21 protein-coding genes are annotated in these 19,729 nt (G+C 74.9%); 14 read left to right on the top strand and 7 right to left on the bottom strand.

The genetic code is table 11. The features are described from left to right. Positions 1-25 precede the first annotated feature (25 nt). Positions 26-337, bottom strand: a complete 312-nt coding sequence (locus M3673_RS16630; protein ID WP_193666002.1) for an EthD family reductase — start codon at positions 335-337, stop codon at positions 26-28. A 131-nt stretch (positions 338-468) separates the two neighbouring features. On the opposite strand from M3673_RS16630, the gene paaA reads away from it, so the two are divergent. From paaA to paaE, 5 genes are read left to right on the top strand one after another with little or no spacing between them, the layout of a single operon-like run. Further along, positions 469-1,431, top strand: a complete 963-nt coding sequence (paaA, locus tag M3673_RS16635) for a 1,2-phenylacetyl-CoA epoxidase subunit PaaA (protein WP_193666004.1) — start codon at positions 469-471, stop codon at positions 1,429-1,431. Next, on the top strand, positions 1,428-1,724 hold the full coding sequence (gene paaB, locus M3673_RS16640; protein ID WP_193666006.1) for a 1,2-phenylacetyl-CoA epoxidase subunit PaaB: 297 nt from the start codon (positions 1,428-1,430) through the stop codon (positions 1,722-1,724). Before paaA ends, paaB begins: the two co-directional genes overlap by 4 nt. A gap of 12 nt (positions 1,725-1,736) precedes the next feature. Beyond that, positions 1,737-2,651: a 1,2-phenylacetyl-CoA epoxidase subunit PaaC gene (paaC, locus tag M3673_RS16645; RefSeq protein WP_193666008.1), complete on the top strand. Its 915-nt coding sequence runs from the start codon at positions 1,737-1,739 to the stop codon at positions 2,649-2,651. Continuing rightward, the gene (paaD, locus tag M3673_RS16650) at positions 2,648-3,163 is read left to right on the top strand and encodes a 1,2-phenylacetyl-CoA epoxidase subunit PaaD (RefSeq protein ID WP_082502637.1); all 516 of its coding nucleotides are present in this window, start codon (positions 2,648-2,650) and stop codon (positions 3,161-3,163) included. The genes paaC and paaD overlap by 4 nt, the downstream gene beginning before the upstream one ends. Next, on the top strand, positions 3,163-4,227 hold the full coding sequence (paaE, locus tag M3673_RS16655) for a 1,2-phenylacetyl-CoA epoxidase subunit PaaE (protein WP_251535011.1): 1,065 nt from the start codon (positions 3,163-3,165) through the stop codon (positions 4,225-4,227). Before paaD ends, paaE begins: the two co-directional genes overlap by 1 nt. Here paaE and M3673_RS16660 read toward each other — a convergent pair. Then, a complete protein-coding gene (locus tag M3673_RS16660) occupies positions 4,185-4,805 on the bottom strand; it encodes a TetR/AcrR family transcriptional regulator (protein WP_251535014.1) in 621 nt (206 codons plus the stop codon). The two genes, paaE and M3673_RS16660, sit on opposite strands and share 43 nt — an antisense overlap. A 243-nt stretch (positions 4,806-5,048) precedes the next feature. On the opposite strand from M3673_RS16660, the gene M3673_RS16665 reads away from it, so the two are divergent. Further along, positions 5,049-5,999: a spore photoproduct lyase family protein gene (locus M3673_RS16665; protein ID WP_251535016.1), complete on the top strand. Its 951-nt coding sequence runs from the start codon at positions 5,049-5,051 to the stop codon at positions 5,997-5,999. 16 nt (positions 6,000-6,015) lie between these two features. Here the strand turns inward: M3673_RS16665 and M3673_RS16670 are convergent, their stop codons facing one another. After that, positions 6,016-6,906 carry a hypothetical protein gene (locus M3673_RS16670; protein ID WP_251535017.1) on the bottom strand — a complete coding sequence of 297 codons (891 nt, stop codon included), beginning with the start codon at positions 6,904-6,906 and terminating at the stop codon, positions 6,016-6,018. 63 nt (positions 6,907-6,969) lie between these two features. Then, entirely contained in the window at positions 6,970-7,776 is an 807-nt protein-coding gene (locus tag M3673_RS16675) for a hypothetical protein (RefSeq protein WP_251535019.1), read from the bottom strand. Between the two features lie 204 nt (positions 7,777-7,980). On the opposite strand from M3673_RS16675, the gene M3673_RS16680 reads away from it, so the two are divergent. The 6 genes from M3673_RS16680 to M3673_RS16705 are packed head-to-tail and all read left to right on the top strand — an operon-like array spanning position 7,981 to position 14,027. Then, positions 7,981-8,649: an HAD family phosphatase gene (locus M3673_RS16680; protein ID WP_193666018.1), complete on the top strand. Its 669-nt coding sequence runs from the start codon at positions 7,981-7,983 to the stop codon at positions 8,647-8,649. Positions 8,650-8,672: 23 nt separating this feature from the next. After that, entirely contained in the window at positions 8,673-9,941 is a 1,269-nt protein-coding gene (locus tag M3673_RS16685) for a sedoheptulose 7-phosphate cyclase (protein ID WP_251535021.1), read from the top strand. After that, complete coding sequence (locus M3673_RS16690) at positions 9,934-10,761, top strand: class I SAM-dependent methyltransferase (RefSeq protein WP_251535024.1); 828 nt, start codon at positions 9,934-9,936, stop codon at positions 10,759-10,761. The genes M3673_RS16685 and M3673_RS16690 overlap by 8 nt, the downstream gene beginning before the upstream one ends. Before the next feature lie 3 nt (positions 10,762-10,764). After that, positions 10,765-12,111 carry a hypothetical protein gene (locus M3673_RS16695; RefSeq protein ID WP_251535026.1) on the top strand — a complete coding sequence of 449 codons (1,347 nt, stop codon included), beginning with the start codon at positions 10,765-10,767 and terminating at the stop codon, positions 12,109-12,111. Position 12,112: 1 nt separating this feature from the next. Beyond that, a complete protein-coding gene (locus tag M3673_RS16700) occupies positions 12,113-13,195 on the top strand; it encodes a hypothetical protein (protein ID WP_251535028.1) in 1,083 nt (360 codons plus the stop codon). Between the two features lie 58 nt (positions 13,196-13,253). Further along, entirely contained in the window at positions 13,254-14,027 is a 774-nt protein-coding gene (locus tag M3673_RS16705) for a TauD/TfdA family dioxygenase (protein WP_251535029.1), read from the top strand. A gap of 10 nt (positions 14,028-14,037) precedes the next feature. Here M3673_RS16705 and M3673_RS16710 read toward each other — a convergent pair whose 3' ends face one another. Further along, positions 14,038-15,246 (bottom strand): HAMP domain-containing sensor histidine kinase, encoded by a 1,209-nt coding sequence (locus M3673_RS16710; RefSeq protein WP_251535031.1) that lies wholly within the window; start codon positions 15,244-15,246, stop codon positions 14,038-14,040. After that, positions 15,239-15,613, bottom strand: a complete 375-nt coding sequence (locus M3673_RS16715; protein WP_251535034.1) for a hypothetical protein — start codon at positions 15,611-15,613, stop codon at positions 15,239-15,241. The genes M3673_RS16710 and M3673_RS16715 overlap by 8 nt, the downstream gene beginning before the upstream one ends. Positions 15,614-15,715: 102 nt before the next feature. On the opposite strand from M3673_RS16715, the gene M3673_RS16720 reads away from it, so the two are divergent. Next, entirely contained in the window at positions 15,716-16,345 is a 630-nt protein-coding gene (locus M3673_RS16720) for a molybdopterin-dependent oxidoreductase (protein WP_251535036.1), read from the top strand. Between the two features lie 53 nt (positions 16,346-16,398). Further along, entirely contained in the window at positions 16,399-18,621 is a 2,223-nt protein-coding gene (locus M3673_RS16725) for an ATP-binding protein (protein ID WP_251535039.1), read from the top strand. Here the strand turns inward: M3673_RS16725 and M3673_RS16730 are convergent. Then, positions 18,618-19,265 carry a hypothetical protein gene (locus M3673_RS16730; RefSeq protein ID WP_251535041.1) on the bottom strand — a complete coding sequence of 216 codons (648 nt, stop codon included), beginning with the start codon at positions 19,263-19,265 and terminating at the stop codon, positions 18,618-18,620. The two genes, M3673_RS16725 and M3673_RS16730, sit on opposite strands and share 4 nt — an antisense overlap. Between the last annotated feature and the right edge of the window lie 464 nt (positions 19,266-19,729).

The raw sequence follows: 19,729 nt of genomic DNA on the forward strand, positions 1-19,729 counted from the left end.
GCCCCGTCCGCTGAGGAGGGGCGGGTCAGCCGAGCTCGGGGACGACCTCGCCCGCGAACATCGTGCGCGGCACGCCGATCTCGTCGGCGTCGGCGCCCGCGGCGGCCATCTCGGGCGACGACAGCGCCGCCGTCATCGCCTCGCGGTCGTCGAAGTCGAGCTGGGCCACCATGTAGGGCCCGGCGGCCGGGTCGCCGCCCATCGGTCGGACCTTCGACCACGTGAACGAGCGCAGGCCCGGCACCGGCAGCACGAGCGGCACGTGGCCCTCGGCGTAGCGGCGGTCGAACGCCTCGGGGTCCTCGGGCACGGCGTACTGGATGGTCACGCGGTACATGCGCTCTCCTGCGGGTCGGGGTGCGGGTCTGGGGGGTGCGGTCGGGCCCGTTGCACGGCGTCGGGCCGCGTGCCAGACTATTCCTGACCGGTCGGTCTGTAAATCAGTCGGTCTGTGAACCAGGAGGTCCCATGACGACGGCACCCGCCCAGGCCGAGGAGGCCTCCTTCGAGGCGACCCTGGCCCGCCACGACCGCATCGAGCCGCGCGACTGGATGCCTGAGCGCTACCGCGCCACACTCGTGCGCCAGATCGCGCAGCACGCCCACTCCGAGATCATCGGCATGCAGCCCGAGGGCGCCTGGATCACCCGCGCCCCCTCGCTGCGGCGCAAGGCGATCCTGCTGGCCAAGGTGCAGGACGAGGCCGGCCACGGGCTCTACCTCTACTCCGCCTGCGAGACCCTCGGCGTCTCCCGTCAGGAGCTGACGGAGAAGCTGATCGAGGGCAAGCAGAAGTACTCCTCGATCTTCAACTACCCCACGCTGTCCTACGCCGACGTCGGCACCATCGGCTGGCTGGTCGACGGCGCGGCCATCTGCAACCAGGTGCCGCTGTGCCGCACCTCCTACGGCCCCTACGGCCGCGCGATGATCCGCGTGTGCAAGGAGGAGTCCTTCCACCAGCGCCAGGGCTTCGAGCTGCTGGCCACGATGATGCGCGGCACCGACGCGCAACGCGCGATGGTGCAGGAGTCGGTCGACCGCTTCTGGTGGCCGGCGCTCATGATGTTCGGCCCGCCCGACGCCGACTCCTCCCACACCGCGCAGTCGATGGCCTGGGGCATCAAGCGTGACACCAACGACGAGCTGCGCCAGAAGTTCGTCGACATGACCGTGCCGCAGGCGCGGGCCCTCGGCGTCACCCTGCCCGACCCCGACCTGGTGTGGAACGACGAGAAGGGCGGCCACGACTTCACCCAGCCCGACTGGGCGGAGTTCCGCGACGTCGTCAGCGGGTCGGGGCCGTGCAACGCCCAGCGGGTCGCGCACCGCCGCCGTGCCCACGAGGACGGCGCCTGGGTCCGCGAGGCCGCGAGCGCCTTCGCCCGGCGCCAGCAGCAGGAGCCGCAGCAGCAGGAGGCGGTCTCGTGAGCGGGGCGCCGCAGGGGGAGTGGCCGCTCTACGAGGTGTTCGTGCGCGGCAAGCGCGGCCTCAACCACGTGCACGTCGGCTCGCTGCACGCCGCCGACGACCGGATGGCCGTGCACAACGCCCGCGACGTCTACACCCGCCGCAACGAGGGCGTGAGCATCTGGGTCGTGCGCGCCGACGCGATCACCGCGTCGAGCCCCGACGAGAAGGACCCGCTCTTCGCCCCCGCCGGCGACAAGGTCTACCGCCACCCGACCTTCTACGACATCCCCGACGACGTCCCCCACATGTAGGAGGCGGCCCCCATGACCGACCACACCAGCGCCTACGACGGGCTGCTCGGCGACGACAGCGCGCAGTGGGCCTTCGGCCAGGACTTCGAGGACCCGCTCGCGGGCGTCGACACCACGCTGGCCGCCGGCGTCGACGGTGCAGCGCTCGCGGCCTACTGCCTCATGCTCGGCGACGACGCGCTCGTCCACTCCCACCGGCTCTCGCAGTGGGCCAGCAACGCCCCCGACCTGGAGGAGGACATCGCGCTGGCCAACATCGCCCTCGACCTCCTCGGCCAGGCGCGGCTGCTGCTGGCGCGTGCGGCGGCCGCCGACCCGTCGGTGGTGCCGGCGCTGCCCGCGGGGTCGCCGGTGCCGCCCGAGGACGCGCTCGCCTTCTTCCGCGACGACGCGGACTTCCGCAACGTGCGCCTGGTCGAGGGGGAGAACGGCGACTTCGCGGTCACCACCGCCCGCCTGCTGCTCTTCTCCACCCACCGCCTGGCGCTGCTCGAGCGGCTGCGCGACAGCGTCGACCCCGTGCTCGCCGCGATCGCCGCGAAGGGGGTCAAGGAGGTCGCCTACCACCGCGACCACGCGGCCCGCTGGTGCGTCACGCTGGCCCGCGGCACCGAGGAGTCGCGCCGACGTATGCGCGCCGGCCTCGACGTGGTCTGGCCGCTGCACCACGAGCTCTTCCGCACCCACCCGGTGGAGGCGACCGCGGCCGAGCAGGGCTTCGGGGTCGACCCCGCCGGGCTGGCCGCCGACGTCGACGTGCTGCTCGAGCAGGTGCTGTCGGTGGGCGGGCTCGACCGCCCCACCGTGCCCCCGACCGGGCCGCTGGGGCGCGGCGCCGGCCGCGACGGGCGCCACACCGAGGCCCTCGGCCGGATGCTCGCCGAGATGCAGGTCGTCGCCCGGGCCCACCCCACGGGGCGCTGGTGAGCGCCGTGGTCGACGCGGACGCCGTGACGCTCGCCCGCCGGGCCGCGGAGGAGGTCACCGACCCCGAGATGCCGATGCTCACCCTCGCCGACCTCGGAGTGCTGCGCGACGTCGCGCTCGAGGGCGCGACGGTGGTGCTCACCGTGACCCCGACCTACTCCGGCTGCCCGGCCCTGGCCACCATGCGCGACGACCTGGTGCACCGTCTGCGCGAGCGCGGCTTCGCCGACGTCGACGTGCGGGTGCGGCTCGCCCCGGCCTGGAGCAGCGACTGGATCACCGAGCGCGGCCGCGCCGCGCTGCGCGCGCACGGGATCTCCCCGCCCGGCGCGGCCCCGGCCACCGAGGGCCCCACCGTGCTGCGGCTGCTGCCGACGCGCCGGCAGGTCGCCTGCCCGCGCTGCGGGTCGGGGCGCACGGCGCTGACCTCGGAGTTCGGCGCGACGGCCTGCAAGGCGATGTACCGCTGCGAGGAGTGCCTCGAGCCCTTCGACCACGTGAAGGAGATCTGATGGCGCGCGCCCGCTTCCACGAGCTGAGGGTCGCCGCCGTCGACCCGCTGACCGACGACTCCGCGGCCATCACCTTCGCCGTGCCCGAGCCGCTGCGCGCGGCGTACGACTTCGCGGCGGGGCAGGCGCTCACGCTGCGCCGCACGATCGACGGCGAGGAGCACCGCCGCAGCTACTCGATCTGCGCGCCGGCGGGGGCGGCGCCGCGGGTGGGCGTGCGGGAGATCCCCGGGGGGCTGTTCTCCACCTGGCTGGTGCGCGAGGTCGCGGTCGGCGACGTCGTCGAGGTGCAGACCCCCACCGGCGCGCTGCGTGCCGACCCCGCCCGCCCGGCCCGGCACCTGTGCGTCGCGGCCGGCTCGGGCATCACCCCGATGCTCTCGATCGCCGCGACCGTGCTCGCCGACCCCGACGCGCGCGTCACCCTGGTCTACGCCAACCGCCGCGCGAGCACCGTGATGTTCGCCGAGGAGCTCGCCGACCTCAAGGACCGGTACGCCGCACGCCTCGACGTCGTCCACGTGCTCAGCCGCGAGCCTCGCGAGGTGGAGCTGCTCTCGGGGCGCCTCGACGCCGACCGGCTCCGGAGGCTGCTGCGGGCGCTCGTGCCGGTGGAGGCGCTCGACCACGTCTGGCTGTGCGGTTCCTTCGGGCTGGTCACCGACGCCCGCGCGGTGCTCGCCGAGCTCGGCGTCGGCGCCGACCGGGTGCACGTGGAGCTCTTCCACGTCGACGAGCCGCCGCCCGAGGTCGTGCGCGAGGAGGCCGGGCCGGCCGCCGACGGGGAGACCAGCGAGGTCACGATCGTGCTCGACGGGCGCACCACCACCGCGCCCCAGCGACGCGGCCAGAGCATCCTCGACGGCACTGCGGCCACCCGCAGCGACCTGCCCTTCGCCTGCAAGGGCGGGGTGTGCGGCACGTGCCGGGCCCACGTGGCCGCCGGTGAGGTGGACCTGCGCCGCAACTACGCCCTCGATGACGACGAGCTGGCCCGCGGCTACGTGCTCACCTGCCAGGGCTACCCGGTGGGCGACGCGGTGACGGTCGACTTCGACGCCTGACCCGCGGGGCCCTCCGGCAGGGGCGACGCGGGGCCGCGCAGCCCGTCGAAGGCGATGGCGCCGACGGCGCGGGCCAGGGCGTCGGTGTCGAGCGGACCACCGGGGCGATACCACTCCACCAGGGAGTTGACGAGACCGAAGAGCAGCCGGCTCAGCAGCTCGGGGGGGAGGTCGGCGCGCACCGAGCCCTCCTCGGCGGCTGCGGCCACGAGCCCGGCCAGCCGGTCGTCGAGCACGCGGCGGCGGGCGAGGGCGGCCTGCTCGATCTCGCTGTTGCCCCGCACCCGCAGCAGCAGGGTCACGGCGGGCAGGTGGTCGACGAGGATGCGCACCGAGCGGTGCACCACGTCGTGGAGGCGCTGGGTGGCCGTGGTGCCGGCGCTCGCGTCGGCGGCCTCCTCGATCGCCGCGGTGAGCTCGCCCAGCGCCTCGTCGAGCGCAGCGCTGAGCAGGTGCTCCTTGCTGGGCACGTGGTGGTAGATCGCCGACTTGGTCAGGCCGAGCTCCTGGGCGATGTCGCCCATCGAGGTGCCGTCGTAGCCCTGCCGGTTGAAGAGCTCGATCGCGCGCCGCAGCACGGTCGCCTGGTCGTACCCGGGACGACCCCGCCGCACGGGAGCGTCAGGTGGTGGGCCGGCCATGGCGCCAGCGTCTCACGCCGACCGCGGCCGTCGGTGGCGCCGACTACGGTCGAGCCATGGGACGAGCACCGGTGGACCGCCTGCTGTCGGTGCGCACGATCTACCACGAGCCCGGCATCGAGCAGTGGGCACGCGGGCGCCAGGTGCTGGCCCGCTTCCCCCGACGCGCAGCGGGTGGAGGTGGCCTCCCACCAGGCCGTTCCCGAGCTCTACGGCAACGCCGGCCAGGTGGGTGACTGGATGCGCAACAAGCGCGAGGTGCTCGTGCTGGGGGAGAAGAAGTCGCTCACGGCGCGACCCAACGGACGCTCGGCCGACTTCATCGCCCCCTCCACCTCCAACGGGTGCGCGCTGGCGTGCACCTACTGCTACGTCCCGCGACGCAAGGGCTACGCCAACCCCATCACCGTCTTCGTCAACATCGAGAAGGTGCTCGGCTACCTCGCCCGCCACGCCGCGCGCCAGGGCCCGAAGCCTGCCCCCAACCAGTGCGATCCCGTCGACTGGGTCTACGACCTCGGGGAGAACGGCGACTGCTCGGTCGACGCGCTCGTCTCCGACAACGTGCGCGACCTCGTCGACCTCTTCGCCGCCACCCCCGGGGCCAAGGGGAGCTTCGCCACCAAGTTCGTCAACCCCGCGATGCTCGACTGGGACCCTCGCGGTGCGACCCGGGTCCGGTTCTCGGTGATGCCGGAGGACCTGTCGCGGCGGCTCGACCTGCGCACCTCGCGCGTGGCCGACCGGCTGGCGGCGGCCAACGACTTCGTCGAGGCGGGCTACGAGGTGCACCTCAACTTCAGCCCCGTCGTGGTGCACGAGGGCTGGCTCGAGGAGTGGGCGGAGCTGTGCGACCTCATCGACGACACGCTCACCGAGCGCACCAAGGCCCAGCTGGCCTGCGAGATCATCTTCCTGACCCACAACGAGGGCCTCCACGAGGTCAACCTCGGGTGGCACCCCCAGGGTGAGGAGCTGTTGTGGCGACCCGACATCCAGGAGCAGAAGCGGAGCCACAGCGGGCAGACCAACGTGCGCTACCGCACCGGCTGGAAGGGCACCTGGGTGCGGCGCCTCACCGACCTGCTCGCCGAGCGGTTGCCCTACTGCCGCGTGCGCTACGCGTTCTGATCCGCCACGGGCGCTATCAGGCGGCCACGGCGTAGGCGGTCAGCGCGGCCGAGACGGCGTCCTCGACGACGGCCCCCGCGGCCTCCCAGGACCGGTCGGCGCACAGGTCGCGCCACACCGAGCCGAGGATCGTGCCGGCCACGGCGCCGACGGCGCCCGCGGCCACGGCCGGCCACACGCCGGCCGCGCCCTCGTGACGGGCCAGCACCCCCGCGCCGCCGGCCGCGCTCAGCACCCGCGCCACGGTCGGCCCGCCCACGCGCGACGGCGTGGAGGGCAGCTTGTCGAAGACCAGCTCGGTGCCCACCAGGCCACCCGCGAGCGCCAGCGGGGCCTTCCCGGCGACCAGGCCCGGCGGCACGAGACCCCAGGAGCTGCGGGCGCCGGTGGCCAGGCCGATGGCGAGGCTGCGCAGCAGCAGCCGTCCCGGGCGCGCCGGGCCCTCGTCGTCGCGCTCGTCGTCGGGCTCGGTGACCCGCAGGGCGCAGGCGACCGCGGCGCCGTAGACCAGGTGCGGCACGACGTCGCGACCCCAGTCGGTGGCCGACCACGTGGTGAGGTCGGTGACCTGGAGCACCGCCATCGGACCGTCGGTGGCGGCCATCGCGCCGAAGCCGATGACGGCCGACTCGGCCAGCCACGGCAGCCGCACCCCGGCCGAGCGGACGAGCGCGGCGACCGCACCCACGCCGACCCCGACGCCGAGCCCGGCCAGGGCGCCGTACGCCTCCTCGCGGCTGCCGGCGGTGGGTAGGTCGAGGTGCGCCAGGTCGGCGGCGGCGGTGACGGTGTCGGCGGGCGCGCTGCTCGCCGAGCGGCCGGTGAGGGCCATGTCGAGGTAGGTCGTGGCGTTGAGGACGGTGGTGCCGGCAGCGCCGGCGACGAGACCGCGGACGAGGGATCGCATGGTGCCCACCCTGCGCCCGTCACCGCCGCGAGCGGACCACCGGAGAGGGTGAGAGGGCCAGCCTCAGCGCGACGCGCGGCGCACGGCGAGGAGCGTGGCGCCGGCGAGGACGGCGAGGGCGACCAGGGCGGTGACGACGACGGCGGTGGTGCCGTCGGCGGAGCCGGTGACCGCGATGCCGACGAGGGCCCAGCCGCCGGCGACGGCGTAGGCGACCAGGCCGCGGGTGGCCAGGGTGACGACGACGAGGGTCGCCGCGGCGACGGCGAGGGCGCCGAGCTGCCAGCCGAGGTCCGCCACGTCGGCGAGGTCGAGGGCGACCGCGGCCGTCGAGAGGTTGAGGAAGAGGGCGGCGGTGACCCAGCCGCCGTAGAGCCCGGCGGCGGCGCGGGTCAGCGCGCCGAACCACCCCGCGGGCAGGGCGCCGCGCGCGGCCACGAGGGCGCCGGCGACCCCGGCGACGGCCATGACCAGCAGGGCCACGGCGGTGGCGACGCTGCTGTCGACCGCGGCGCAGACGATCCACACCGTGCCGCCGAGGTAGAGCACGACCTGCGCGACCTGGAGCGCGCGCGGCACGGAGTCGGCACCCCGCACGAGCACGGCGACGGCCTGGGCCAGGGCCAGGGTGTAGATGACCCCCCAGATCGAGAACGCCCAGCCGACGGGGGTGATGAGCAGGTCGGCCCCCGCGCCCTCGCCGGGGGAGGAGCCCAGGCCCAGCGACTGCACCACGGGCGCCACGACCTGCAGCACGGCGCCGGCCAGCACGGCCCAGGCCAGACCGCGCGAGCCGGCCGGGCCGCGGCGTGAGGGGCTCGGGGCGGCGGAGCCGCCGGAAGTGCGGGGGTGCGAGGTGGAGGTGGCCATGTGCCGAGGCTAGGCAGGCGTCTCACCGACCACCCCACCCCTCGGCACAGACCCTCGCCCCGGACCGTCACCCCCGCCCTGCCCGAAGGGGTGGGCGAGGCGGCAAGCGCGCCCGAAGGGGGGAGCCCGGGCCCCCCGGGGCCCGCCGACGATCGAGGGGATCCGCACCGCCCAGCAGACCCCGCCACAGATCGGACTCCCACGATGACCGCCATCCTCTTCGGCTCCATCAGCACCATCGCCGACACCTCCGAGCTGCAGCGCGAGGCCTTCAACCGGGCCTTCGCCTCCCACGGCCTCGACTGGCAGTGGGGCCAGGAGGAGTACGCCGAGATGCTGGCCACCAGCGGGGGCCGCGACCGGATCGCCGAGCACGCGCGCAGCACCGGCGCCGACGTCGACGCCGACGCGGTGCACCAGACGAAGTCGGAGATCTTCCAGCAGCTGCTGGGCGAGGCCGACCTCACCCCGCGCGACGGGGTGGTCGAGACCATCGCCGCGGCGCGCGAGGCCGGCCACAAGGTCGCCCTGGTGACCACGACGTCGCGCGAGAACGTCATGGCCCTGGGCCGCGCCGTGGCCGACCGGATCTCCTTCGACGACCTCGACCTCGTCGTCGACCGCACCCAGGTCGAGCAGCCCAAGCCCGACGGCGAGGCCTACACCTTCGCGCTGGCCGCCCTGGGCGAGCCGGCCGGCTCCTGCGTCGCGGTCGAGGACAACCTCGGCGGCGTCGAGGCGGCCGCCCGCGCCGGCCTCAGCGTCGTCGCCTTCCCCAACGCCAACACCGCCGGCCACGACTTCGAGCGCGCCACCGCCCGCCGCGACCGCCTCGAGCTGACCGACCTCCAGTCCTTCACCCAGACCGCCTGACCCCGGCGACCAGAGGAGCCGAGATGACCCAGACCACCGACGTGCCCACCCCCGTGCCGGCGCAGCAGCCCGGCGCCCCGCTGGCCCGGCTCGAGGCCACCAAGACCGCCTTCCACGTGGAGGCCTACGAGAAGATCGACTACTCCCTGGTGATCGTGCCGGGCGTCTTCGACCCGGCCAACACCGAGCTCGCCGACACCTTCCGCGACTTCGGCCGCTGCCTGGCCGTCGTCGACGAGGCCGTCGAGCGCCTGCACGGCGAGCGGATGGCGGCGTACTTCGCCCACCACGGCATCGCCCTCACCACGGTGCCGGTGCGGATCGCGGAGACCGCGAAGTCGCTGCGCACGCTGGAGCGCATCGTCGACGCCTTCGCCGACTTCGGGCTGATGCGCAAGGAGCAGGTACTGGTCGTCGGCGGCGGACTGACCACCGACGTGGCCGGCTTCGCGTGCGCCTCCTACAAGCGCTCCACCGACTACGTGCGCATCCCGACCACGCTGATCGGCCTCATCGACGCCAGCGTCTCGATCAAGGTCGGCGCCAACCACGGCAAGCACAAGAACCGCCTCGGCGCCTACCACGCCTCCAAGAAGGTGCTCCTCGACTTCTCGCTGCTGGAGACCCTGCCCGTCGACCAGGTGCGCAACGGCATCGCGGAGATCATCAAGATCGCCACCGTGGCCCACCTCGACACCTTCGAGGCTCTGGAGAAGTACGGCGAGGACCTGCTGCACACCGCCTTCGGCCACGCCGCCGACGGTGAGCACCTGCGCGAGGTCTCCGACCGGATCACCTACGACGCCATCCGCACCATGCTGGAGCTCGAGGTGCCCAACCTCCACGAGCTCGACCTCGACCGGGTCATCGCCTACGGCCACACCTGGAGCCCGACCCTCGAGCTGACCCCGTCGCCGCCGTTCTTCCACGGCCACGCGATCAGCATCGACATGGCCTTCTCCGCGACCATCGCCGAGCAGCGCGGCTACATCGGCGCCGACCAGCGCGACCGGGTGCTGGCCCTCTTCAGCGGCCTCGGCCTGGCCGTCGACAGCCCCCTCTTCACCCCCGAGGTGCTGGAGAAGGCGACGGCGTCGATCCTGCAGACCCGCGACGGGCTGCTGCGCGCGGCCGTGCCGCGCCCGATCGGCACCTGCTACTTCGTCAACGACCTCGACGTGCCCGAGCTCGTCGAGATCCTCGCCGAGCACAAGCGGGTCTGCGCGTCGTTGCCCCGCGGCGGCGAGGGCGTCGACCAGTACACCCGCGGCGAGACCCCGGCCGGTGCCTGAGCCGGTGCCGGGCCCGCGCCCGGTGACCCCGGTGGGGATCGCCGCCGCGCTGCTGGAGCGGGTCGAGGCCGGGCTGGCCGACGTCGCGGGCGTGCCCGACGACGTGCGGGCCGACCTGGCCCGGGCCCGGGCGATCGCCGGCGGCCTTGAGCCCTACCTCGAGGCCAGCACCTCCCCGGAGTCACCCGCCCTGGCGGCGCTCACCGAGCGGACCCGGGCCGAGGACTGGAGCGGGCGCAGCGGGGGCGTGCGCCTGGAGCAGGAGATGCTCTCCGGCCACGTCGAGGGCGCCCTGCTCCAGCTGCTCGTGCGCACCGGCCGCGCCCGCCGGGTGCTCGAGGTCGGCATGTTCACCGGCTACTCCGCGCTCGCCATGGCCGAGGCGCTGCCCGAGGGCGGCGAGGTCGTGGCGTGCGAGCTCGACGCCGCCGTCGCCGCCCTGGCCGCCGAGTGCTTCGCGGCCTCCCCGGCGGGCGGCCGCATCCGGGTCGAGGTGGGCCCGGCGCTCGACACGCTGCGCCGCCTTGCCGACGCGGGCGAGGTCTTCGACCTGGTCTTCGTCGACGCCGACAAGACCGGCTACGCCGCCTACGTCGACCTCCTCCTCGACACCGGCCTGCTCGCCGAGGACGGGCTGCTGGCCCTCGACAACACCCTGCTGCAGGGCGAGCCCTGGGCAGGCGGCTCCGACGGCGAGGAGCAGGCGAGCGCCAACGGCCGCGCCGTGGCCGACCTCAACGCCGCGCTCGCCGCCGACCCCCGGGTGCAGCAGGTGCTCGTGCCGCTGCGCGACGGCGTGACGCTGGCCCGGCGGGTCTGAGCCGTGGCCGCCCTCTCGAGCGCCGCGACCGGCGCGGTGACCCTCGCCAAGACCGTCGGCGCGCTGGCCCTGCTGCAGGCCACGCTGCCGGTCGACCTGGTCGTCACCGGCGTCGCCGCCGCGCGCGGGCGGGCCGTCCGCGGCACCCGACCCGACCCCGGCGTGACCGCGACGGAGCGACGTACGGTGCTGGTCAGCGGGGGGAAGATGACCAAGGCGCTGGAGATCGCGCGGCTGATGCACCTCGCGGGGCACCGGGTCGTCATGGTCGAGACCCGGCGCTACCGGCTCACCGGTCACCGCTTCTCGCGCGCCGTCGACGCCTTCCACGTCGTGCCCGACATCTCCTCGCCCGACTACGCCGAGGCCCTGTTGCGCGTGGTGCGGGAGGAGGGCGTGGACGTCTACGTGCCGGTCTGCTCGCCGGCCGCGAGCATCGCCGACGCCGAGGCCAAGCGGGTCCTGGAGCCGCACTGCGAGGTGGTCCACCTCGACCCCGACGACCTGCGCCGCGTCGACGACAAGCACCTCTTCGCCGAGTCGGCCGCCGCGCTCGGCCTCGCGGTGCCCGACACCCACCGGATCACCGACCCGCAGCAGGTGCTCGACTTCGACTTCTCGCGCTCCGCGCGGCCCTACATCCTCAAGTCGATCCCCTACGACCCCGTGCGCCGCCTCGACCTCACCCGCCTGCCGCTGGCGACCCGCGAGGAGACGGCGGCCCACCTGGCGCGGCTCCCGATCTCCCCGGAGCACCCCTTCATCCTCCAGGAGTTCGTGGAGGGCGAGGAGTACTGCACCCACGGCACCGTGCGCGACGGGCGGCTCCAGGTCTACATCTGCTGCCGCTCCTCGGCCTGGCAGCTGACCTACGAGATGGTCGACAAGCCCGCGATCCGGGAGTGGGTCGAGACCTACGTCGCGGCCCACGGCCTCACCGGGCAGCTGTCCTTCGACTTCATCGAGGACGCCGAGGGCGTCGTGCGGGCCATCGAGTGCAACCCGCGCACCCACTCCGCGATCACCCTGCTGCACGGCCATCCCGGCGTCGCGGCGGCCTACCTCGACGACGCCGCCCCCGCCGTCGAGCCGCCCCTGGGCGGTCGGCCCACCCACTGGACCTACCACGAGCTGTGGCAGGGGCTGCGCCACCCGCGCACCCTGCCGGGCCGGCTGCGCACCCTCGCGCGCGGCCGCGACGCCGTGCTCGACCCCGCCGACCCGCTGCCCTTCCTCATGCTCCACCACGTGCACGTGCCGTCGCTGCTGCTGCAGAACCTGCGCCGGCTGCGGCCGTGGACCAAGGTCGACCTCAACATCGGCAAGCTCGTCGAGCCGGGAGGCGACTGACATGGCAGAGCACAGCACCGACGCGCACAGCACCGGGCCGCACAGCACCGGACCCTTGCGGGTGCTCCACCTGGCCGGCTCCGCCGAGGACGACTTCCTCGCCGACGTCTCCCTGCTCTACGCCCGCGACTGCCTCACCGCCGTCGCCGACCCCGAGCGCTACGTCGCGCTCGTCGCCCACGTCAGCCCCGACGGGTCGTGGCGCTTCCCGGCCGACCTGTCGCCGGCCGCGCTGGCCGCCGCCGACCCGGTGCCCTTCGCCGAGGCCGTCGCCGTGGTCGCCGGGCTGGGCGTCGACCTGGTCGTGCCGCAGATGTTCTGCCTCTCGGGCATGACCCACCACCGCGCGCTGCTGGAGCTGCTCGGCCTGCCGTACGTCGGCAACCGGCCGGCCGTGATGGCGCTGGGCGCCGACAAGGCGCTGGCCCGCGCGGTGGTCGCCGCCGCCGGCGTGAGGGTGCCCGAGGCCTACGTCGTGCCCGGCGGCCCGGAGGCCGGGGGGGCGGACCTGGCCCTGCCGGTGGTGGTCAAGCCCGTCGCGGCCGACAACTCGGTCGGGGTGAGCCTGGTCCACGAGCAGGGCGACCTGGCCGCGGCGGTCGAGGCCGCCCGCGAGCACGGCGGGCGCGCGCTGGTCGAGACCTACGTGCCGCTGGGGCGCGAGGTGCGCTGCGGCGTGGTCGAGGTCGACGGCGAGCTGGTGTGCCTGCCGCTGGAGGAGTACGCCGTCGACACCGACACCAAGCCCGTGCGCGACCAGGCCGACAAGCTGCGCCGCGCCGACGACGGCGACCTCGCCCTCGTGGCCAAGGACGCCGAGCACGCGTGGATCGTCGACCCGGCGGACTCGGTCGGCGAGCGGGTCTGGACCGCCGCGCGGCTGGCCTACCGCGCGCTCGGCTGCCGCCACTACGGGCTCTTCGACTTCCGCATCGACCCCGACGGCGAGCCGTGGTTCCTGGAGGCCGGCCTCTACTGCTCCTACGCCCGCACCAGCGTGGTCGCGGTGATGGCGCGGGCGGCCGGCATCGACCTGCCGCAGCTCTTCCGACTCGCCGTCGACGACGCCCTCGCCCACCCCTGACCCGACCGCCCGACCCGACCGCCCGACCGCCCGACCGCCCGACCCCGAGGAGAACCCCGTGGAGACCCAGACCCTGCAGCCCGTCGGCGCCCGCGTCAGCGACGTCGCCCTCGACGACCCGGAGCTGCGCGCCGCGCTGCCGGGCCTGCTGGCCGAGCACGGGGTGGTGGTGCTGCCGGGCCAGCAGGTCGGCAACGAGGAGTTCCTCGCCTTCCTGCGCTCGCTCGGCGAGCTGACCTTCACCCAGGGCGAGACGCCCGTCGAGGGCCACCCCGACCTCAACCTGATCAGCAACGTCGGGCGCGAGACCCCGCCGCGCAGCACCTTCCACGTCGACACCAGCTACGTCGCGCGGCCCCCGGCGTACACCGCGCTGCGCGCGGTGAGCATCCCCGAGCGGGGCGGGGCCACGCAGTTCACCAACCAGTACCTCGCACTGGAGTCGCTCGACCCCGACCTGCGCGAGCGCGTCGAGGGCCGCACGATCACCCACGTCGTCACCGGTGTGGAGCTGGAGGAGGGCGACGAGTCCTCGGCCAAGCACCCCGTCGTGCGGCCGCACCCCGTCACGGGCCGGCCCTCGCTCTACCTCACGACGCTCTCGCGGTGCGCCGCGGTCAGCGGGCTCGACGCGGAGGAGGCGGCGTCGCTGGTGGCCCGGCTCTACGAGCACTCGACGCGCCCCGAGAACACCCTCGACCACACCTGGGCCCCCCACGACGTGGTCATCTGGGACAACGCCTGCGTGCTGCACCGCGCCGACCACTCCGGTGTCGTCGGCGACCGCGTCATGCACCGCGGCATGGTCGCCGACCACGCCGTGCCCGCCTGAGCCGTCCGGCTCAGCCCCGCGGCACCGCCAGGACCCCTCCCGGCATCCGCACCACGACCGTGACGCCCTCGCCCGGCCGGGCGTCGAGCTCGATCGAGCCGCCCCAGGCCTCGGCCATGCGCTGCGCCGCCGCGAGGCCCAGGCCCAGCCCCTGGTCCTCCCGGTGCAGCGAGAGCGACGACTTCGCGAAGGGCCGGCCGAGGGCGGCCACGTCCTCGGGCGGGATGCCCTGGCCACTGTCGGAGACGATGATCTCGACCGTGGCCTCGTCGACGAGCCACGAGGCCACGAAGACGTCGGTGCCCGCGGCGGAGAACTTCGCCGCGTTGTCGACCACCCGCTCGAGCACCTCGCGGACCTCCGCCGCCGGTGCGAGCACGACGAGCCCGGGCGGCGTGGGGGCGCGGCGCACGGCGATGCGGTGCCCGTGGCGGTAGGAGCGCCCCGAGGCGGTCTCCGCCACCAGGTCGAGGACGCGGTCGAGGTCGGTGGAGGGCCGGGCGCCGGGGCCGTCGGCAGCGCCGGCGTCACCGGCGTCGGTGCCGGCACTGACGAGGGCGACCGCGTCGGTGGCGACGCGCCCGAGACGCTCCGTGGCGGCCTGCATGCGCTCCAGCACGCGCTGCTGCTGCGGGGTCAGCGGCCCGGGCCGTCCGTCCAGGAGCATCTCGACGGCCACCATCAGCACGGTCAGGGGTGTGCGGAGCTCGTGGGACAGCAGGGTCACCGCTGCGGTCGTGCGGGCGTCGAGGTCCTCGGCCGCCCGCTCGCCCTCGGAGGGGGCGGTGACGCCGTCGAGCGCGAGGGCCAGGCCGTCGGCGGCCTGGCGCAGCAGTCGCCGGTCGGCCGCCGTCCAGGCCCGCGGTGCCCTCGACCAGGTCACCAGGTGGCCCAGGTCGGGTGCGCCGGCCTCCTGCACGGTCACGGCGCCGAGGGCGCCCATCGCGCGCGGCCGGCCGCGGTGGTCGTGGAGCGTGGGGTTGGCGGTGGTGGTGCGCCTGTCGTCGGCGGGCTCGGCGCCCAGCTCCGCCCAGGCCGCGACCGGGGCCGAGCCGCCGCCCGGCTGCTGGAACCACGCCGAGTCGGTGCCCAGGGCGCCTCGCAGCCACTCCGCGGCCACCGCACCGAGGCCCTCGCGGCTCACCGGACCGTCGGCGCGGGCCGCCTCCAGGCGGCGACCGAGTGCGTCCTGCCCGGGCGGCGCCGCGGCGTCAGCCACGGGTCGGTGCGTTGGAGGACGGCCGGGCCAGCCAGGAGCCGATCGCCCGCGCGGTCGAGTGCGCCACCTCGTCGAGGCGGTGGAGTCCGGTGCCGGCCGGCGACCGCTCCAGGGCGGTCGCCGTCGCGGCCAGGCGTCGGGCGCCGACCTGGGCAGCCGCCGAGCGCAGGGCGTGGCACGCCCTGCGCAGCTCCTCCTCGCCGCCCTCGGACGCGGCGTGGTGCACGGCCGCGACACGAGCACCGAGGCCGGCGACCAGGTCGCCCAGCACCTCCCGCGCGAGCGGTGCCCCCACGGCCTCGACGAGGTCGTCGGCGGCGAGCAGGGGCTCGGCGTCGGCGTCGCTCGACGGGGTCGCAGGGCACATGGGAGAAGGTCATCACGACGAGGGCGTCGTGGAGCGGAATTTGACGAATTCTTGAGCCCGCATGTCCTGCTGCGCGCGGGGGAGCCTGCCGATCATGGGTCCGTGGACGACCTCACGACCCGACTCTCCCGCCCCGCCCGCGCCACGGTCCGGGTGGCCGCTCCGCTGGTGCTGCTGCTCGCGCTCGGCTCGGCCTGCTCCCCGGGGCCCGACGCCTCGAGCTCCGCGGCCGGCGCCCCGCCCGTGGCCGAGGTGACGACGCTGACCCCGGCCACGCTGGAGCCGGGCGACGAGGTGCCCGCGCCCACCGGGCCCGTCGTGCTCACCATCAGGGGCGGCTCGGTGCACAACGTGGGCGACCGGCTCGAGCTCGACCGGGCGCTGCTCGACCGGCTGGGCTCGGTGTCCTACGAGGCCGACGACGACCAGGCCACCGGTGGCCGCCGCACCTTCTCCGGCCCGCTGGTGGCCACGCTGCTGGAGGTGGCCGGGGCCGGTGACGCGACGGTCATGGCGACCCACGCGATCAACGACTACACCGCCGACGTCCCGGTCTCCGACGCGTCGGCGTACCCGCTCATGCTGGCGACCCGCACCGACGGTGAGCCGATGGACGTGGCGGGCTACGGGCCGACGCGCTTCGTCTACCCGACCGAGGGCGCCCCCGAGCTCGACAGCCCCGAGTACGACGCCCGGTGGGTGTGGCAGCTCGATCGGATCACCCTGCGATGAACCCTCGGCCGCTCGCAGGTGGAGCGCCTGCACGCGGCCGCCGGAGCCGGTGGGTGCCGAGCGTGCCCGGCGCGGTGCTCCTCGCCCTGGCGCTGTCGATGCTCGTGGTGACCCTGGTGCTCTCCGTGGCGACGCTGCGCCAGGTCGGGCTGCTCTCGGGACGCGTCGGCGACACCCAGGCCATCGTCGACGCCAACGTCAGGACCCTCACCCAGGTGCAGCGCGAGCTGCTGCTGCTCGACACCATGCTCGCCGACGGTGCGACGGCCGACGAGCTCGACCTCCAGGGCCAGCTGGTGAGCCAGCGGGTGCAGGAGGGCTCGCTGTCCTACCAGGAGCAGACCCTGCGCGCCGAGGACCTGCTGGCCCTCGCCCGCGCCGACCAGCAGCGCTGGGACGACGACCTCCTCCCCAGGCTCGAGGCACTGGGCGACGTCGCCGACCGCCCCGGCGTCGAGGGACCGGCGGTGCGCGCGCTGCGGCGGGACGTGTCGGAGCTGGAGCGGTCCTACAACCAGCTCGTCTCCGACGGCGAGAACAACCGCAAGGCCCAGGCGGGGCTGGCCAACGACGACGCCGAGCGGCTGCTGTCGGGGGCGCGGCTCATGGTCGGCGGCCTCTTCGCGACCTTCGCCCTCGGCCTGCTCGCGCTGGTCCTCGGCCTGGTGGTGGCCCGGCGCGCCTCGCGGCAGCGGGAGGCCGACCGGGAGGCCCTGGTGACGCTGAACCAGGAGCTCGAGCGCTACGCCCTCATCGTGCACGCCACCTCGACCATGGTGGTCTGGACCGACGTGCGCGGGCGCATCATCTGGGTCAACCCCGCCTTCGAGGCCGAGACGGGCTGGGCGCTGGCCGAGGTGGTGGGACGCTCGCCGGGTGACTTCCTGCAGGGACCGGGCACGGACCCCGACACGGTGCGGGAGATGGGGGAGCGGCTGCGCCGTGGGGAGCGCTTCACCGCCGAGGTCCTCAACTACCACCGCGACGGCCACGAGATGTGGGTCGCGCTCGACGTGACCCCTCTGCGCGAGGAGTCCACGGAGGGCGAGGGGGCGCTCACCGGCTTCGTGGCCGTCGAGTCCGACGTCACGGAGCGCCGGGAGGCCGCAGCGCTGCTGGAGGTCGCCCGCCGCGAGGCCGAGGCGACAGCCGCCGACCGGGCCGCCTTCCTGGCCACGATGTCGCACGAGATCCGCACCCCGCTCAACGCGGTGCTGGGCCTGACCGAGCTCCTGGCCGCGGGCGAGCTCGACCCCGAGCAGCGCGACTTCGCCGTCACGGCCCAGCGCAGCGGGCGGCACCTGCTGAGCCTGGTCAACGACATCCTGGACTTCTCCGCGCTCGACGCCGGCGGGGTGACCTCCTCGGAGGCGGAGCTGTCGCTGGTCGAGACCGTGGACGACGTGGTGGCGATGTTCGCCAGCGAGGCGCAGGGCAAGGGACTCGGGCTGCGGGTGCGGCGTACCGCCTCGGCGCCCGACCGCGTGCGTGGTGACGTCGTGCACCTGCGCCAGGTGCTGGTCAACCTAGTGGGCAACGCGGTGAAGTTCACCGATGCCGGCAGCGTGGCCGTCGAGGTGTCGCGCGACAGCGAGGGCGACGTCGTCCTGGAGGTCCGTGACACCGGGATCGGCGTGCCGCAGTGGCGCATCCCCTCGCTCTTCCAGCCCTTCACCCGGGGCGACGTGTCCGCCACCCGGCGTCACGGCGGCACCGGGCTCGGGCTCGCCATCTCGCGCGGTCTCGCTCGGGCGATGGGCGGCGACATCTCACTGACGTCGGTGCTGGGGGAGGGCACCACCGTCACCGTGCGGCTCCCCCTGGCGCCGGTCGACGACGTCGAGACCCCGGCTCCGCCGGTCGGGGCCGCCCTGGCCGCCGACCTCGGGACCGCGCTGCGGGTGCTCGTCGCCGAGGACGACCCCATCAACCAGAAGGTGATCACGGCGATGCTGCGGCGCTGCGACCTCGACGCCGTCGTCGTGCCCGACGGTCTTGCCGCGGTGGAGGCGGTGCGGTCGGCCGCGGGCCGGGGCGAGCCCTTCGACATCGTCCTGATGGACGTGCAGATGCCCGTCATGGACGGGATGGAGGCGACCCAGGTCGTCGCCCTCGAGCACCCCGGCCTGCCCGTGGTCGCGCTCAGCGCCAACGTCCTCCCCGCCGACCGCGACCGCATGCTCGCAGCCGGCGCGGTCGGCTACCTGACCAAGCCGGTCAGCCTCGCCTCGCTGCTCGACGTCGTGCGGACCCACGCCGGGGTCGCGGCCCCCTAGCCCGTCGCGGTGGCGCGCTCGGCGAGCCGTACGGCGACGTGGCGCACCAGGTCGGTGGTCTCGGGGTCGGCGGCGGCCTGCTCGGGCACGAGGCCGCCGAGCAGGGCGGCGGGACGGGTCAGCCACGCCCACGCGCGCCACGGGTCGGTGCCGGCCTCGAGCAGCGTGGTCAGCACCGCGGCGAGCTCGTCGCGCACCCTCCCCGCCGCGTCGAGCTGGAAGGCCGGCACCATCGCCTGCTCCCGGCTGACGACGAGGAGACGGTGGTCGCCCGCCGCCTTGTGCACGTCGAAGCGGGTGGCCTCCAGCGTCGCCCCCCGCAGGGCCGCCAGCGACGCGTAGTCGTGCCACGGGCTCGCCACCAGCTCGGCCCGCACCCGCGCCTGCTGGGCCAGCTGCACCAGCGGCACCGGCACGGCGTGCTCGGGCTCGTCACCCTCGGCGTGCAGCAGCCTGTCGAGGTCGGCGAGCTGGTCGGCTCCCAGCGGCTCCCCGGTGCGCGGGTCGGTCCACCGCGCGTGGCCGGCGTCGTCGCGGTGGAGCGTCGGCAGTCCGGCCGCCCCCAGCTGGTCGGCCAGCCCCAGCCGCTCCAGCCACGCCGCGAGGCGCTCGCTGGTCTCCGCCGGGCTCTCGTCGCCCGTCATCGGGCCTCACCAGTCAGGGGGCACGTCATGGGGCAAGCCTGCCTCACCCTCCCTGGAGCGCTCGGCTCAGCCGGTGCGGACCGGCGTGGTCCAGCCGTGGGGGTCGGTCCAGGTGGGGCGGCCGACGGCTCCGGCGGTGGTGGGGTCGAGGTCGGTCACCGGTCCCACGTAGACCTCGACCGGTCGTACGCCGCCGGTTCTCGGGCGGGCCGGCGACGCGAGGCGACCCCGCGGGGCCGGCCGGTGCTGGCGGCGCTCGGGGTGACCGACTGCGGGGTAAGTGGCGGGAGACGGCACCTGCGGCGGGCGTCGACCGGTCGTATGCCGCCACTTCGCGGGCGGGCCGGCGACGGGAGGCGGTCCCGCGTGGCGGGGCCGGTGCTGGCGGCACTCGGGGTGGCCGATTGTGCGAAGTGGCGGGAGACGACACCTGCGGCGGTGGTCGACTGGTCGTATGCCGCCAC

It is taken from the genome of Nocardioides sp. P86 (assembly GCF_023712465.1).
In the GTDB taxonomy this organism is placed as follows: Bacteria; Actinomycetota; Actinomycetes; order Propionibacteriales; family Nocardioidaceae; genus Nocardioides; species Nocardioides kribbensis.

Excerpts from the sequence above, each read along its gene's own strand:
- M3673_RS16630 (WP_193666002.1), bottom strand. The coding sequence starts at position 337 with ATGTACCGCGTGACCATCCAGTACGCCGTGCCCGAGGACCCCGAGGCG.
- paaA (WP_193666004.1), top strand. The coding sequence starts at position 469 with ATGACGACGGCACCCGCCCAGGCCGAGGAGGCCTCCTTCGAGGCGACC.
- paaC (WP_193666008.1), top strand. The coding sequence starts at position 1,737 with ATGACCGACCACACCAGCGCCTACGACGGGCTGCTCGGCGACGACAGC.
- paaE (WP_251535011.1), top strand. The coding sequence starts at position 3,163 with ATGGCGCGCGCCCGCTTCCACGAGCTGAGGGTCGCCGCCGTCGACCCG.
- M3673_RS16670 (WP_251535017.1), bottom strand. The coding sequence starts at position 6,906 with ATGCGATCCCTCGTCCGCGGTCTCGTCGCCGGCGCTGCCGGCACCACC.
- M3673_RS16675 (WP_251535019.1), bottom strand. The coding sequence starts at position 7,776 with ATGGCCACCTCCACCTCGCACCCCCGCACTTCCGGCGGCTCCGCCGCC.
- M3673_RS16680 (WP_193666018.1), top strand. The coding sequence starts at position 7,981 with ATGACCGCCATCCTCTTCGGCTCCATCAGCACCATCGCCGACACCTCC.
- M3673_RS16685 (WP_251535021.1), top strand. The coding sequence starts at position 8,673 with ATGACCCAGACCACCGACGTGCCCACCCCCGTGCCGGCGCAGCAGCCC.
- M3673_RS16700 (WP_251535028.1), top strand. The coding sequence starts at position 12,113 with ATGGCAGAGCACAGCACCGACGCGCACAGCACCGGGCCGCACAGCACC.
- M3673_RS16715 (WP_251535034.1), bottom strand. The coding sequence starts at position 15,613 with ATGTGCCCTGCGACCCCGTCGAGCGACGCCGACGCCGAGCCCCTGCTC.
- M3673_RS16730 (WP_251535041.1), bottom strand. The coding sequence starts at position 19,265 with ATGACGGGCGACGAGAGCCCGGCGGAGACCAGCGAGCGCCTCGCGGCG.